The sequence below is a fragment of the Exilispira thermophila genome, assembly GCF_055389015.1.
Genome location: NZ_AP042476.1, coordinates 1,135,160 through 1,152,378 on the forward strand (window position 1 = coordinate 1,135,160; position 17,219 = coordinate 1,152,378).

13 protein-coding genes are annotated in these 17,219 nt (G+C 23.4%); 1 reads left to right on the forward strand and 12 read right to left on the reverse strand.

Annotation, left to right across the window (positions count from 1 at the left end):
- Positions 1–216: 216 nt before the first annotated feature.
- Complete coding sequence (locus ACZ5EC_RS04895; protein ID WP_464303840.1) at positions 217–1,743, reverse strand: clostripain-related cysteine peptidase; 1,527 nt, start codon at positions 1,741–1,743, stop codon at positions 217–219.
- Positions 1,744–1,827: 84 nt separating this feature from the next.
- A complete protein-coding gene (locus tag ACZ5EC_RS04900) occupies positions 1,828–2,904 on the reverse strand; it encodes a hypothetical protein (RefSeq protein WP_464303841.1) in 1,077 nt (358 codons plus the stop codon).
- A 51-nt stretch (positions 2,905–2,955) separates the two neighbouring features.
- On the opposite strand from ACZ5EC_RS04900, the gene ACZ5EC_RS04905 reads away from it, so the two are divergent.
- Positions 2,956–4,623, forward strand: coding sequence for an IS1182 family transposase (locus tag ACZ5EC_RS04905; protein ID WP_464303085.1), 1,668 nt, complete (start codon positions 2,956–2,958; stop codon positions 4,621–4,623).
- 46 nt (positions 4,624–4,669) lie between these two features.
- On the opposite strand, the gene ACZ5EC_RS04910 is transcribed toward ACZ5EC_RS04905, so the two are convergent.
- From ACZ5EC_RS04910 to map, 10 genes are all read right to left on the reverse strand, one after another.
- Complete coding sequence (locus tag ACZ5EC_RS04910; protein WP_464303842.1) at positions 4,670–5,092, reverse strand: hypothetical protein; 423 nt, start codon at positions 5,090–5,092, stop codon at positions 4,670–4,672.
- Positions 5,093–5,174: 82 nt separating this feature from the next.
- A complete protein-coding gene (locus ACZ5EC_RS04915; RefSeq protein WP_464303843.1) occupies positions 5,175–6,668 on the reverse strand; it encodes a hypothetical protein in 1,494 nt (497 codons plus the stop codon).
- A 32-nt stretch (positions 6,669–6,700) separates the two neighbouring features.
- Entirely contained in the window at positions 6,701–8,089 is a 1,389-nt protein-coding gene (locus tag ACZ5EC_RS04920) for a hypothetical protein (protein ID WP_464303844.1), read from the reverse strand.
- 105 nt (positions 8,090–8,194) lie between these two features.
- Entirely contained in the window at positions 8,195–9,148 is a 954-nt protein-coding gene (locus tag ACZ5EC_RS04925) for a hypothetical protein (RefSeq protein WP_464303845.1), read from the reverse strand.
- 1,213 nt (positions 9,149–10,361) lie between these two features.
- Positions 10,362–12,080, reverse strand: a complete 1,719-nt coding sequence (locus ACZ5EC_RS04930) for a periplasmic substrate-binding domain-containing protein (RefSeq protein ID WP_464303846.1) — start codon at positions 12,078–12,080, stop codon at positions 10,362–10,364.
- A gap of 120 nt (positions 12,081–12,200) precedes the next feature.
- A complete protein-coding gene (mnmL, locus tag ACZ5EC_RS04935) occupies positions 12,201–13,124 on the reverse strand; it encodes a tRNA modification radical SAM protein MnmL/YtqA (RefSeq protein ID WP_464303847.1) in 924 nt (307 codons plus the stop codon).
- Positions 13,117–14,274 carry a methyl-accepting chemotaxis protein gene (locus ACZ5EC_RS04940; protein ID WP_464303848.1) on the reverse strand — a complete coding sequence of 386 codons (1,158 nt, stop codon included), beginning with the start codon at positions 14,272–14,274 and terminating at the stop codon, positions 13,117–13,119. The genes mnmL and ACZ5EC_RS04940 overlap by 8 nt, the downstream gene beginning before the upstream one ends.
- Before the next feature lie 56 nt (positions 14,275–14,330).
- A complete protein-coding gene (locus ACZ5EC_RS04945; RefSeq protein WP_464303849.1) occupies positions 14,331–15,395 on the reverse strand; it encodes a SurA N-terminal domain-containing protein in 1,065 nt (354 codons plus the stop codon).
- 95 nt (positions 15,396–15,490) lie between these two features.
- Positions 15,491–16,048, reverse strand: coding sequence for an AmmeMemoRadiSam system protein A (amrA, locus tag ACZ5EC_RS04950; RefSeq protein WP_464303850.1), 558 nt, complete (start codon positions 16,046–16,048; stop codon positions 15,491–15,493).
- Between the two features lie 358 nt (positions 16,049–16,406).
- Complete coding sequence (map, locus tag ACZ5EC_RS04955) at positions 16,407–17,162, reverse strand: type I methionyl aminopeptidase (RefSeq protein WP_464303851.1); 756 nt, start codon at positions 17,160–17,162, stop codon at positions 16,407–16,409.
- Between the last annotated feature and the right edge of the window lie 57 nt (positions 17,163–17,219).

Genomic DNA, 17,219 nt, shown 5'->3' on the forward strand with positions numbered 1-17,219 from the left:
ATTAAAGAAAAATATATTATTTTTATCTCTTTTGCCTTTGGCAACTGTAATCCAGTCGAGAAATTTTAATTAGGATATATATAAATTTAATTTATTTAATCAAATAAATCAATTTCAATTTTATTATTAACTGCACCTGCCACAATAGATTTTTCTCATTTTACCTTTTGCAATAACAACTTCTTCTGCTATTTTTACTTTATTTATTAAAATCAATTATTTTACATTTAATATATACGGATTTTCTTTATTAAAAGCAGCTTGAGCACCTATAACAACTATATATAAAGCATCTATTTTTGAAACTATATTTTGATCTATTTCTATTATTTCTTTTTGATCACCTAAATTAGTAGACTGCATAACTGATAGATCATCACCTATATAATAATACACTTTTAAATCATAATCAGTATAATCAGGTGGTATTAAAGTTATAGTTAATTTTTTTTGATGGATATTATCAATTTTATAATAATCAAGGTCATATTCACACCATATATATGAATTTATTGAACATGGATAAGAAATAGAGTAAGCTTTTTCTTTTGATCCATTGGGTTCATAATTATCTTTGTTTATAACACCATCAATTGAAAAATTTTTTAAAAAATCATAGTAAAATGGAAATAGATAAATAAAATAGACATCATTTTTGTTATAATCATCAAAATATTTATCATAAACTGGATATTCAGGAAAATAAATAGATAATCCTGATAAATTATCAGGATAATTATAAAGTAATATTTTTGAAAATTCTTCTGAAAGTGTGCTATCATTATCAAGAAATACAGAAAAATCAACAGAAGTTTCAGCTATCTCAGAAAGCTGATTTCTTTTTTGTCTGATGGAATCAACAGGAATTTTTGAAATACGATTTTCAAATATTTTACAAAAATCTATAAAACTATAATTTTTATCAACTGAAATTGCTGAAATTGAAATATTTTGTTCTGATGATAAATAATAATCAACATAATGTTTACAAATATTTTTTACTTTATCTCCTATATTTTCATCTTTTAATATTTCAGGTACAACTTTATCATAAGGCATCCCATCAACAGGTATTGGTAATTGTGAAAAAATTATATAATCTGTAAAATCAAGAAAAGATGAAGCAACTTCAATATTTGCCATAACACATGCATCCAATATTATTGCATCAAAATGTATTGGACAAAATCTTTGCATAGCTTTTCTTAAATCGCCCATCCTGATAACTGTTTCACTTTCATCATCACTGCATATCTCTTTATTTCTCCAACCTCCACCATGATCCCATATATCAAGAAAATAATGTTTTGCAGAATAATTATTATATACAAATCTGCAAAATTTTGCTAAAGTTTCTGGATTTCCCATATCAAGGTCTTCATCTATATACGATGTTGTTAATCCCAATTCTTTACAATTAATCTCTTTAATTATTGAACCTTCTTCACTATAACTTATTTCATAAAGTCTAGTATCATCAAAATCTTCGTATGTTGGTATATCATTGAACATTCTATCAATTAACACTAAAACAACATTTTTACCTGATACATCAACTTCAGCATTTTTTATCTCTTCAAAATCTTTAATTGCAAAGTCATCAAGATTATTAGCCCCATCAAGATAAACAAGAAAAACATTATCATAATCTTTTATGCCTTTAAATATTATTGTACAACCATTCAAAAGTAAATAAAATGTTAATAATAAAAATATTATTAAAAATATTTTAACCTTTTTCATAACATAAAATAATATTAATGAAATTTAACTTTAATAAAATTTATTTAATAAACTATTTTTATACTATTTTTTTTATTAAATAATTTATATTATCTTATTTATCAAATAATATTCTGCTATTTCTTTTATATCATTTATTTCTAAAGAACTTTTTCTCTTTTTTATTCTTTTAACTTTATTATAAACAACCAACACCATTACCATCAAAAAAATAAATATTGATAAAATTTTTATTACTGGAAATATTTTTGCACTTTTTTTCCAGGTTATTTCAAAACAATTAAAATATCCTCCCCATGTTATTACATATAGCTTATTTCCAGCTGACCAGATTGACCTTAAACAATATGGATTATTACTTATTAACATATTTTCTATCCTTCCAACTTTTTCCCCTGTTTCTATGTCATATATTATTACAACCATATCAGAACTTGCACTTTGTGCATACCACTTCCCATCAATTACACATCCTGCCCCATCATTGTTATTACCTTCATAATTCGGATCTGTGTAAATATAATTGTTATTTTTCCATAACATCTGCCCTGTATCTATTGAAAAACAAGCTACAAAATTATTATCACTTGCTACAAAAAATTTATCATTATAATATGGTAAATCTGTCCATATTGCAACAACATCTTTTTCTACTTCCCATTTAATTGAATAGTTATCATTCTCATCAAAACAGATAAAGTATTCTTTATCATACACATTATTATAATTATAAGTATAATCACTTATAATTAAATTATCTTTTTTTAATATTGTACTACGGTCTGATTCAAAATCACCTTTTTCTATCTCTTTTATTACACATTCATCATTTGTCTTTGCTGGATTTGCAACTGCTTCTGCATCAAGAACCCATAAAACTATCCTTCGCCCATTTATCTTTGCTTTCAAATACATCTTTCCATCATATATATATTTTGAACCATATATCGTAACTTTCGTATTTTCAAATACCCTTTCATATACAAGTTCTGGAGAATTTGAATACCTTTTAAAAACATATATATGAAAATTATCAATCTCATTTCCATTGTTATCCCAGCTTATGGCACTATATGTAATATATACATAATTTCCATAATAATCTGGACTTAAAGTATCAATTCTATACTCATCAGAAATAAGAGGATGGGGTTGTCTCAAAACTTGGGGACAACCTCTTTTTTTTTATAATTTATTTGCTATAATTGAATTATGAAAAAGAGAAGAACAAAAGTACATAATAAGGTAGTATTTAAAAGATATATACAGGATGAACCACTATTATTTCCAGAAAGATTAGAAGAATATATACCAGAAAATGATATAGTAAGAATAGTAAATGATTTAATAGAAAATATGGATTTAAATTTTCTTTACAGAAGCTATAAAGGAGGTGGTAGAAGTAGTTATCATCCGAAGATGCTTTTAAAGGTAATAGTTTATGCTTATACCCAGAAAATATATTCATCAAGGAAGATAGCCAAGGCATTAAGAGAGAATATATATTTCATGTGGTTAAGTGGGAAGAATTATCCAGATTTCAGGACAATAAACAAATTCAGGAAAGAGAAGTTAGGAAGACATTTGGAAGAAATATTCAGTATATTATTATCCTATTTATATGAAACAGGTTATGTAGATTTAAACAATTATTTTTTAGATGGGACAAAAATAGAAGCTAATGCGAATAAATATAGTTTTGTATGGTCAAAGAGCATAAAAAATTACAAAAAGAAGCTTAAAGAGAATGTAAAGAAATTATTAAAAGAGATAGATTATTTAAATGAAGAAGAAGATAGATATTATGAAGAAAAAGAGTCTGAAGAATCTAAAGGTAAAAAGGAAGTATTAGATTCAAAGAAACTAAAAAAGATAGCAAAAGAATTAGAAGAGGTATTGAAAGAAGGAGGAGAAGATAAAAAAGATAAAAAGAGCAAACAATTAAAAAAAAGTATTAAGAAGTTAAAACAGGATTACATACCAAGATTAGAAAGATATGAAGAGCAGGAAAAGAAATTTAAAGGACGTAATAGTTATTCTAAGACAGATGAAGAAGCTACATTTATGAGGATGAAAGAAGATGCAATGTTAAATGGTCAATTAAAAGCAGGCTATAATGTACAGATAGGCACACAAAATCAATTTATATTGTGGTATAGTATCCATCAAGATAGATCAGATACAAACACCTTAATCCCTCATTTAGAAAGTTTAATATCAAAGACAGGGAGAAAACCAACAAATTTAATAACTGATGCAGGATATGGTTCTACTTATAATTATTTATATTTAAAAAGGAGAGGAATAAATAATTATGTTAAATATTCAGGATATTTTAAAGAAAGTAAAAGAAGTTTTAAAAAGGATAAATTAAACAGACAGAATTGGAAATATGATGAGTCAAAAGATTGTTTTATATGTGCAAATGGGAAAGAATTAAAATATGTTTATACTGCAAGATCTACAAAAAGGAAGAAATTAGAATTATACAAAGTATATTCAACAAATGGATGTAAAGGTTGTATTTATCAGGATAGGTGTAGTAAAGGAAAACCTTACAAGAATATATGGGTAAATCCAGTATTTTTAAAATTAAAATCAGAAGTTAAATCGAATTTATCAACATTAATGGGACAGGAGTTATCATTTAGAAGGAAGATAGAAGTTGAGACCGTATTTGGAGATATTAAACACAATATGGGATTCAGGAGATTTATGTTAAGAGGAATAAATAATGTAAAAATAGAATGGGGATTAATAAGTATAGCACATAATATTAGAAAGTTGTTTAAACTAAATAAAGGAAAAATTTTACCTTATTTTTTATATTTATTAAATAATTCATTTGAAAATTCTTTTATTTTTTCCTTTAATTTATAAATTTTTATATTTTTATTTTTTTTAAAAAAAAGGACTGCCTTAAGATCTAAGACAGCCCCGTATCAGCATCAATTATTATTAGCTTTTGATGATAGTCATCAAGAGTATTATCAGAAGTTACAATATATAACTTATTATCAATTTTTTTTATTGAATAAACAGTTTTAACATAAGGATCCCCTGATTCTTCTGTTAAATTAACAGGTTTCCCCCATACATCATTTCCATTTAAATCATATTTTTTTATCTGACATGTATCATCTATCATTGAAATATAAAAATATTTACCATCAAATTCATGAGGCCCTTGTGCAGTATGGGTATATGAATAAACTTTTTGCCATAAAATTTTATGATCAACTTTCTCTTTAAATTTACCTGTATTATTATTAAATATATCATTTAAAAATTCACAGGAAGTTAGAAGAAAAAATAGGGATATTATTAAAAATATTTTAACCTTTTTCATAACATAAAATAATATTAATGAAATTTAATTTTAATAAAATTTATTTAATAAACTATTTTTATAATTTATTTTATTAAATAATTTATATTATCTTATTTATCAAATAATATTCTGCTATTTCTTTTATATCATTTATTTCTAAAGAACTTTTTCTCTTTTTTATTCTTTTAACTTTATTATAAACAACCAACACCATTACCATCAAAAAAATAAATATTGATAAAATTTTTATTACTGGAAATATTTTTGCACTTTTTTTCCAGGTTATTTCAAAACAATTAAAATATCCTCCCCATGTTATTACATATAGCTTATTTCCAGCTGACCAGATTGACCTTAAACAATCTGGATTATTACTTATTAACATATTTTCTATCCTTCCAACCTTTTCCCCTGTTTCTATGTCATATATTATTACAACCATATCTGAACTTGCACTTTGTGCATACCACTTCCCATCAATTACACATCCTGCTCCATTATTGTTATTACCCTCATAATTAGGATCTGTCCAGATATAATTGTTATTTTTCCATAACATCTTCCCTGTATCTATGGAAAAACATGCAACTTCATCTATATATGATATATCAAAAAATTTATTATTATAATATGGTATATCTGTCCACCATGCATCAATTTTTCTTTCAACATCCCATTTAGTTGAATAATTATCAGACTCATTAAAACAGATAAAATGAGCTTTTACATCCCCATTTTCATATTTTTCATGATAAGTACTTATAACCAAATTATCTTTTTTTAATATATTACAACGGTCTGTTTCATAATTTCCTTTTTCTATCTCTTTTATTACACATTCATTATTTGTCTTTGAAGAATTTGCAATAGCTTCTGCATCAAGAACCCATAAAACTATTCTTTTCCCATTTATCTTTGCTTTCAAATACATCTTTCCATCATATATATATTTTGAACCAGATATCGTAACTTTCGTATTTTTAAATACCCTTTCATATACAAGTTCTGGTGAATTTGAAAACCTTTTAAAAACATAGATATGAAAATTATCAATCTCATTTCCATTGTTATCATAATTTATGCTACTGTATGTAATATATACATAATTTCCATAATAATCGGGACTTAAAGTATCAATTCTATACTCATCAGGAATAAGGGGATAGGAGCCATAATAAGATCCTGTATCAGCATCAATTATTAATAGTTTTTGATGAACTCTATCCAGGGTGTCATCTCCAGTAACAATATATAACTTATTATCAATTTTTTTTATTGAACGGACACATCGAACATATGAATCCCCTGATTCTTCTGTTAAATCAACAGGTTTTCCCCATACATCATTTCCATTTAAATCATATTTTTTAATCTGACATGTATCATCTATCATTGAAATATAAAAATATTTACCATCAAATTCATGAGGCCCTTGTGCAGTATGTGTATATGAATAAACTTTTTGCCATAATATTTTATGATCAACTTTCTCTTTAAATTTCCCTGTATTATTATTAAATATATTATTTAAAAATTCACAGGAAGTTAAAAGAAAAAATAGTAAAATTATTAAAAATAAATTAATCTTTTTCATAGATTTTTAATCCTTTATTAATTTTATTAAAATTATTGACCAAAACAAAAAGTTTTTGCGTTAAAAAATGCATTTTCAATATTAGTTTTAGCTTTATGTCTTAATCTTTTAATTAATATATCTACACCACTATCTGGAACTATATGGTTAAGTTCAGACACTTCAATGTGCAAATCCATATTTTTATATTTTGGCCTTTTATAAGGTAACCCCTGTGCATCCCCTGTCATTAAAAGGTCATGGTTAAAATTATTTGAATTTCCTGTTACATAATAATTACATACTTTATTAAAAACTAACCAGTTATAGAGTGCAACTAAATTTGTTGTTGCTTTATATAAATAGTAAAAACCTTTCCCTCTTGTCCAGAAGAAATGTAAAAAGAAAACACCAATACCAGTATATAAAGCAGCCATACCTGTATGAAGCCATGCAATCGATCTAATAATATCATTTGCAGTTTTAACATTTCTTATATTTCCATCTGTTCCAATTATTGCAACCCTTTTAAAATTATATTCATAATTTTTTACATTACTATAACTATTAAGGTCATTTAAAAATGCTGAACCTGGACGAAATTCTTTTGTTACTTCTACAACATTTGCTCCAGCATTTGAACTATATTCAAGTGCACCATTTAATATCTGATAAAACCAGTTATTATTTAAATTTAACAATTTACCTATAACCTTTAATCCTGTTTGTGTTGTTACTCCTATAAGCTTATCATTATCCATTATATTCTTATTTTCAATTAATTCTTTTGCCTGTTTAACAATATCTTTATCTAAAAATGATGATAATTTATTTTCTCCAAATTCTTTCAAATTATCATTATATTTCAACCATTCATTTTCATCTTCATAAGACAAAATATTGGTAGATAATCCTAAAATTAAACCCAATTTATTTGCTCCACCAAGTGCAAATATTGAATAACTTACATTTCTATAAGCTTTATTTGTAAAACCTATAACATTACCTCTTTTAGCAAGATTGCTTCCATAATTTGGAGCATCAAGAGTAACAACTCCTTTTAATAGTGGTTTTAAATTATTTTTATTTTTTGCAATATATTGTGACATACTTCTAACTCTTAATCCACCCTGAGAAAATCCAAAAAGAATAAAAGGATTATTTGTATTATAATTATTAGCTAATTGTTTTGCCATTTTTTTTGACTTTTCCCTTATCATATATGAATTTACAGGAATATCATTATCAGAAATAAAATAATTTTCATCTACATGATAGGAAGTAATATTTTTTGAATCTATACCACATTCTTTAAAAAAGTTTTTAATAGTATTTTTTCCATTTACAACTATAACATTATTATTATCAGCAATAACTGTTGATGTAAGTAAAACTAAAATTATTATAAATATAAATATATTTTTAAATATATTTTTTAGCATACCCTTCTCCTATTATTTTTATTTCAATTTTATATTTTTTCAATTTTTATATTTTTTATTTTTTCAAACTTAATATTTTATCTTTTTTACTAATCATAAATAAAATTAAAAAGATGACCATTCAAACTCCATTGCAGTTAAACTTCCATCCATACAATTACTTTCAAGACTGCTTTCACCATTTTCTATCTTTGATAGTAATATATGACCATTAGAATTGATATAACTATATTTTGTTGCACTTACTATCCCCATTTTTCCATCAATTGTTTTCATCATAACTATGCGGTTTAATTCTTTATTAAAAACAATACTAATTTCTGAATTATAATCTTTTTTATAGAATGTAATCTCTTTATCTGTTTCTGTATAATTATTATCAAAATTATTTTTTAAAATATCCATAATAGATATAGAAGATGGATTCACTATATCTTCCATATTATCTAAAGAAGGAAAACAATTTTCCACTATTAATTTTGTATTGTTAATCGCTTTTTCATCCATTACTTCATATAAATTTCCATCTTTTATCATATATTTGAAGGTTCCTTCATCATTTGTAATTGTTGTATACAAAACATTATTATTTGCCTCTATTTCCATTTCTGAATCTTTTTCTTCATTTAATCCTTTTGAAACAATATTTGTATGTGTTTTTACTTTAACTTTAAAATCTTTAAAAGAAAGCTCTGCACCATCTTTATTAACTATTAAATCTTCACTATATTCTGCTTTTTTTCCGTCTTTCAAATTTTGAGCTGTTACAATTATTGTGTATTTACCTGCAATTTCTGGTATTTTCCATTTAATTTGTGGCTTTGTGCTTTCAATAACTTCACCTGCACAATTGAAAGTGTATAAAACATCATTTACTCTGTTTGCTTTTGCAAATAAAGTTACCTCCTGTCCTGGCATAATTTTTGACTTATTTTTAGTTTCAACACCAAATGAAACTATTTTTAATTCCTTGTTACTTTCTATTTTATCCATGACAGAACAGGAAAAAGTTAAAAAAGAAAAAATTAAAATTAAAACAAAAAATACTTTTAATTTCATGTAAACCCCCTGATTAAGTTATTGATAAATTTTTTATAATTTTTAGATTTAAAACTTTTATATGAAATAAAAAAATTATAGAAAAATTGAAGATACAAAAAAGAATAAGTAAATATGTACAAAAATAAAAAGGGAAAAATAGAAAGATAAATAAAGGGATTAATATATATATATATATACATGAGAATAGATGTATATATGATTAAATACTAATGTATTTTTTAAATGAATATTCATATTATCATTAAAATATTATTTTTTAATTTTTGTCAAGAAAAATTTGAAATATTTTTTAATATTTTTTTAAATTATATGTAATTTTTTGGTTTTAAATTATTTTTATAAATATTATTTTTCAAAAATCTTAAAAAATTTTCATAAAAAATATGATAGATAAGTTTCAAAATTAAAAAATAATATAAAATAAAACTACTATTCTTGAAATTTTATAATAAAAATTTTAATTTCTAATTAATAAAAAAAGTAAATACAAAAACAGATACAATTAAAAAATTAAGGTTCTCTTTCATAATGTATGGGTAATTATTCTAAGCCACTTGTAATTTGTTATATTTTTAACATAACCTAATCATTATCTTTAAAACTTTATCTTTTTTTAATTATGCTTTTATTATTGTTTTCATTAATTTTTTTAGGTTCTCTTTCAAAATGTATGGATATTTATTCTAAATCTAATAAAATTTGTAATATTTTTAATTTAAGATAATCATTATCTTTTTAACCATATCCTCTCTTTTTATCTTCTTTGCAAAACTTTTAAATATTTATATACACTTAATAATACTATACTCCACCATTTTAATATTATCTTTAAAGTTTCTTTGTTTGATAACTTTTTGCCTTTTATCCACTCATTTTGAAATTGAACCTTTTTTTATTATATTATTTAAACCTTGTTACTTTATTATTAGATATTGGGTATATCTTTTTTACAAATATTTTTAAATTTTTATAAACATTTAATAAAAACATATTCAATCGGTTTAATAGTATTTTTAATTTTTTTTTAATGTATATATTTTGTTAAAAAAAACTTAAATTTTTTTTTATCCATACATTTTGAAATTGAACCAAAATTTAAAAATATAATAAATAAAAATTTAACAAATAACTTATTAGTAACGATAACTACCACAAGATTTTTTTCTTTATTCTTTAACTATAGAAAAACAAATGTAGCAAGTAGGAATAATTATTTATCCTTGAAAGAATAAATTAATTTATAACTGGAATAATCTAAGTACTCATCACCAAAATATGGGGAAAAATTTTGCAATGCTTTATTATAAACAATATAATAAAGTTCAGTTCCAACAGGAATAAATACCATATTTTTAAATATACTATCAGATAAATTTTTTAAATATATATTCGGGTTATATAAAAAATCAATTTTATATATATTTTTTGCATTATTATATATTTCTAATTCTTCTGGAATTTTATCTTTACCTAAATTAAAAATATGATTTTTAGAAAAAGGATCCAAAAAATTTAAAAGTTTGTTATTTTTTAAATTTCCCTGAAAATTTAATAATAAAAAATTCCAGCTGTTATCAGCATAAATTTTTGCTACCATAGTTGTTAAATCAATTGGAACATAATTAAATTGTATTCCTTCCTTTTTAAGTTTATTTATGAGCTTTTTTGAAACATCAATCATATATTTATCTTTGTTGTAAACATATAAAGTATAAATATCTTTTAGTTTTGATTTTATCTCATCAATTTTCTGTTTATTTATTTCCTTAAGCCTTTTATTGATAAGGTTTTTGTTATATCCTATTTTGCTTATATTCAAGTCAAAGGGAAGAATGTAATTAGAATTATTTTTATAAATATTTTCAACATGTAATAACTTATAAAAAGCAAATCTAAAGCTTTTTTGCCTAAATAAGGAACTTAATTTATTATTAGATGAATTTAAATTTAATAAAAGAATACTATATCTAAATTTATTATATATTTTTTTTACATTGTAATTTATAATATACTTTTTCAAATTTTTATAATCTTTTTCAGTTAATAAAATAGCACCTATGTTATCTTTTAAAAATGATTGAAATTCAATATTCAAATCATCAGATTTTATAAAAATAATTTTTTCAAAATATGGGAGTCTATTACCTTTCTTATCAAAGAAATTATAATAGATATTTTTTATTAAAATAAGTTTGTTATCTTTTACTGATTGCAATACCCAGGGCCCTGTAAATTCTTCAGGAAAAAAAGTTTCTTCGCTTTTATTCTGAATTGTGCCAAATTTATAAAAATAATCAGCATTTTTTTTAATTTTCTTAACTATACTAATTGGTAAAATCGGTAATTGAAGAATATCAAAAAAATATGTAATATCTTTCTTATCACTTTTTTCTAAATTATCATTAGCTATTTTTGTAATTTTAAAACTATACTCATCAATTTTTTCAAATTTATAATTTTTTAAATATTCTAATTTAACATCTTGAAGTTCTCCTGAAATATTTTTTAACAATAAAAAAGTTGATAATATATAATCAGCATCAATAATATTGCCAGTTGAACTTTTCATCCCTTTTTTTATTTTAATTATTAAACTATTATCATCTATTTTATCAATATCTTCAGCAATCCAATAATAAAATTTAGATTTATCAGAATTAAAATATATCAATGAATCATAAAGCAATGAAGAGATATATTTTTCTGTTGGATTAAAACAATTGTATGGATTAAAAGAGTTTATCTCCTCATAATATGGAAGAGTCAAATTACCTGCATATTTTCCAATTTTGACATCAGGACTTTGTAAAATCACATTATCATGTTTATTGCATGAATATGAAATTGATAAAAATACAAAAATTACAAAAAGAATTGTAAACTTAAAAAAAAACAAAAGGTTTAAAGATTTAATTTTTTTTATATTCATTAATTTTCCTGTAATAAGTTTTTAAATCATTTCTTTTAACAATTATTATCATTATTATAAATAAATCATTATTAAATTTATATTTTCTAATATGGTAATCGGTTTTTATTTTTCAACCAGTTAAATTTTTTTACAATATTTACCTTGATATAAATCATTCTGCATTAATTGTTTATTTAATAAATTTAAAAGAGTTGACTTTTTGTTTTTAAATATTGGTGCTATTGTATCAGGCTCTGGATCTGAAAACAATCTAAAAATAACAATATCATCTCTTAAATAAGAAATTAAATCGCATAGATGACTAACATATTCATATTCATTAAACAGCTTTACACCACCTTTTTCATAAAGTTTTAAAATTTCTGTATTTTTCATTATATAGAGATAATGAAATTTTATTCCATCAATAGGTAATTTTGAAATTTTAATAACACTTTCAATCATTTGTTTTTTAGTTTCAAAAGGTAACCCTTCAATTAAATGTGTACCAACATAAAATCCATTGTCTTTTAAAAAATACACAGATTCTACAAATTTTTCATATGTATGCCCTCTTTTAATTATTTTTAATGTTTTATTAAATGTTGATTGCAATCCCAACTCAACCCAAATTTCATATTTATTTTTAAATTTATTTAGAACCTGTATAACATCATTATTTATTAAATCTGGTCTTGTTCCAACTATAAACCCTTTAAAATCAAACAAAGATAGTGAATAAGAATAAATTTCATATAAAATTTCAGGTTTATCAAAAGTATTAGAAAAAGCCTGGAAATATAAAAAAAGGGTGTCAATACCCTTTTGGGAATAGTAATCAACACCCTTTTGTATTTGTTTTTTTAGATATTCTTTTCTTTTAGATATGTCATTAAAAAATAGTACTCTTAAGTTCCTTTGATAAGGAGCCAATGAACCCCATGAAGAACAATAAGTACATCGACCAGGGCAACTAAACCCAGCATCTATAGAAACTTTATAAATTTTTTTATTATATTTTTTCTTAAAATAATCTGATAAAGTATAATATCTTTTATCCATTTGTATTATCGTCTTTTACCTGAACACCAAAAATATTGTTTGTTAGTTCACCAGCATTTGTTTCATAATCAAATTTTGTTAATAGTGTTTTTAAAACATTCGATTGTTCTGAAAGGCCATGAATTGCTTTTATCATGTCCATAATTAATGCATTATTCTCATTTATAAAACCATTAATTCCTTCTATCTCCTCATGAATTGAATCTGTAATATTAGATTGGTTAGAAATGTTATTACTTATTTCTTCTATTTTTAAAGATATTTCACTAATGCTATTAATCATTTTACCCATAGCTTCACTTGCTTTTTGTGAAAATTCGCTACCTTTTTTTACTGACTTCACAATGTTCTCAACAGTAGCTGAAATATTTTTAATTGCTGCAGCTGATTTTTCAGATAAATCTCGTATCTCTGATGCAACAATTGAAAATCCCGCTCCTTCAGCTCCAGCTCTTGATGCTTCAATTGTAGCATTTAATGCAAGCAAATTTGTTTCATCAGCAACATCTGAAATAAATTCTGCTATCTGGACAATTGACTCGGAACTTCTCGCTATATCATCCATAGAATCAATCAATTTTTTAATAATTGACATAGAAATATCAATTTCATCTCTATTTTTTTTAGAAAGATTTAAAGCTTCTTCTGAAAAGTTTTTTATATAAATTGCATTTTCTTTTAATTTTTTCATATTTTCTGTAATATTACCAATATTTTCTTTTTCCTGTTTTAATCTATTTGACATATGGTCAGAAAACATCGATAATGTACCTGCATTACCACTAATATCCATTGCTGATAATTCAATCTGATTAATCATAGTTGCTAGATTTTCTTTTAAAATGGTTAATGATTTGGTTAATTTAATTATATCAGCACCTTCGTAATTTAATTCTTCTTTTTTTAACTTTCCCTCAGAAATTAACTTTAAATCATTTTTAACATTTAAGATTATTTCTTTAAAATTATTGTATATTATTAAAAAGATAAATAACCCTAGACCTAAAGAAAAAAATAAAATTGTTATACTGAAATATAATACATTAAATTGAAGTTTTAAAAAAAACTTACTAAATACAATGAAAAGGGCATCTATTACTAGAATACCAGCAAATATGTATATTAAATTTTTAAGATTTAAATCCTTCATTACAAAACCCTTTTCTTATTGTATCGAAAAAATATATAGTTTTTTTTACTTTTCTTTTAATCAAGTCCTAATGTTTTTAAATAATCTTTATTTCTTTTAATTATTGATTCATCTCTATATGATTGAACTAAATCTTTTACAAGCATTTCATAAAGTTGTGAATTTAAATATTGAGAAATTAAAGCTCTTGCTTGCTGTGGTGTATATTTTGAAAATTTATCTTTATTCTGTTGATAATATGCTTCAACAGCTTCTGGAGTAACAGGTTGAATTTTGTTTTTTAATTTTGAAGAAACATAAAATTCAATAATCATTCTATTAACAAGATATTCAATTTCTTTAGCATTTTTTTTCTCAAAATCAGTTTTTTTAATATCACTGTATAATAAGTAATTATTGATATATTGGTCTGTAAATTGTGTTAATAAAATACCCTTAGACTGCTCAGTTTTTACCTGATTACCCAGAGTTTTTAAATATTCATCAAACAATGATTGAAATGAATCATAATCTACAACCTTATCCCCAATCTTTAAAACCCAGTTAACTTTATTACCTTTTTCAAAATAATCAGAATTTCGTTTAATAATTATAGATTCCTTTTTTTCCTGTAAAATTGATTGAACTTTCTCATTGTATTTTTGAGTTTTTAAAACCTGTTTTATTTTTTCTATTGCTTGTTCTACCTCAACATTACCAAACAATTCAGGATGTGAATTATAATAATCTTCTATCTCTTTTTCAGTTGGACCTGGAATTTTATCAAATACCTCTTTTTTCAAATATAGTTGTACAATAATCTTTATTCTCTGATCATAAATTATTTTTTGATATTTAGATAAAAAATTTTCATCTTTAATTTTTTGCATTATAAGTTTTTCATTAATAAAATTTTCAAGATATGCTTTTTGTAACCTTTTATTACTTTTGTAATCTTTCCAGAGATTCTCTGGAGTAGTAGATTCAACATAAAGATAAAACTCTTTTATATATTGATCATAATAATATTTTTGTCCATTAATCTGAACTATCCAATTGTTAGAGGAAGAAAAACTATTAATAGAAAAGATTAAAATAAAGAAAATAAATAATAATAAAATTTTAGAAATGGATTTTAACATATTTTGTGCTCCTGATAATCTTATGTTCATTGAATATGTATAGAACGAAATAATAAAAAGTCAAAATTAAAATATTTAAATATTGTTAATAGATGTTAATCTTCTGAAAATATATATGCTGAAAACTTTAAAAGTTTAGAATCAGGATCTTTATAAGCATCTTTATTTAAACCTGCTTTCATAGACACCTGTTCTAAAAATGTTTTTCTATCCATATTATATTCAGTTGCAACCTGTGGTAAAAGTAATCCTGAATAGAAACTTTTTTTAATCATTAAACCATGCTTTCCAATTTCAATTTCATCAAATGATTTAACTTCTTCCATTGGTGATAATATTGAAATTTCAATTTTAATAAGTTCAAATTCACTTTTCCTTAAAGGGGTGAATCGTGGATCATTAAATGCTGCTTCAATAGCCATTGTCTTTATAGCATTAATTAAAGGTTCAACACCAACTACATAACCTATACAGCCTCTTAAATTTCCATTTTCAGTTAATGTGACAAAAACACCATATTTCTCATTATCTAATTTCCCCTTATAATCATCAAATTTATTGTTATGGTATTTAATATTTAGTTTGTCTGCAATAGCTTTTCTTGCAGAATAAAGATAATACTGTTTATCATTATTACTTAATTTTATATCCATTGATATCTCCTCCTATATTTCATATTTCTATTTTATTAAATAATTTTAACAAGCCTGGGTTATATAAAATTATAATACAAATATTTTATTTTTAAATAGGATTAATAATTATAATTCTTGACATATAATTAATTTAAAAATTTTTATTAATAATATTGATAAAATTTGAAAAATAAAAAAAATATTATAATTATAAATTGAAATTATTGAAATTACTAATAAAAATATTGAAATATAAAAATTAATATTAATAATATTGTTTAAATAAAAAAATACAATAATTTAAATCATTAATAGCCAATTAAAATTATTATCATTTTAAATATAAATAACAAAATTAAATAAACAGTTCAATACATTATAAAACAAGATCTACAAGATATTCAAAACCATTTTCTGTTATAGCAATGGTTCTTTCAAAATGTGCAGTTGGGAGATTGTTTGATGAAACTACAGTCCAACCATCACTTTTTGTATATACTCTTGCAGAATTCATTAGTACCATAGGTTCAATTGCAAAAGTCATTCCCTTTTTAATTCTTGGTCCAGTATTTGGTTTACCATAATTAGGAATAGCAGGATCTTCATGAAGATTTCTTCCTATTCCATGCCCAACATACTCTTTTACTACATAGAATCCATTTTTTTCTACATAATTTCCAATTGCTGATGAAATATCAAATAGTCTATTTCCAGGTTTAGCATATTTTACACCTTCAAGAAATGAATTTCTTGTAACCTCTACAAGTTTTCTCTTATCATCAGTAACTTCACCAACAAAAAATGTTTCTGCTGCATCAGAATGAAAATTTTTATATAAAACTCCACAATCTATTGATATGATATCACCTTTTTTTAACCTCTCTTTTTTAGAAGGGATGCCATGTATTAATACTTCATTGATAGATGTACACAAAGTAGCTGGAAAACCTCCATAACCTTTAAAAGAAGGGACCCCTCCTTTAGATCTAATAAAATCCTCAGCAATTTTATCAAGTTCCCATGTAGAAATACCAGGTCTTATACTTTTTTTCATTAATCTTAAAGTTTCAGTTAAAATTATACCTGATTCTCTCATTAATTTTATTTCTTGATCACTTTTAATTATAATCATATAACCTTCTTAATATTATGCAATATATTAATCTATAATAGATATAAAACTTAACTC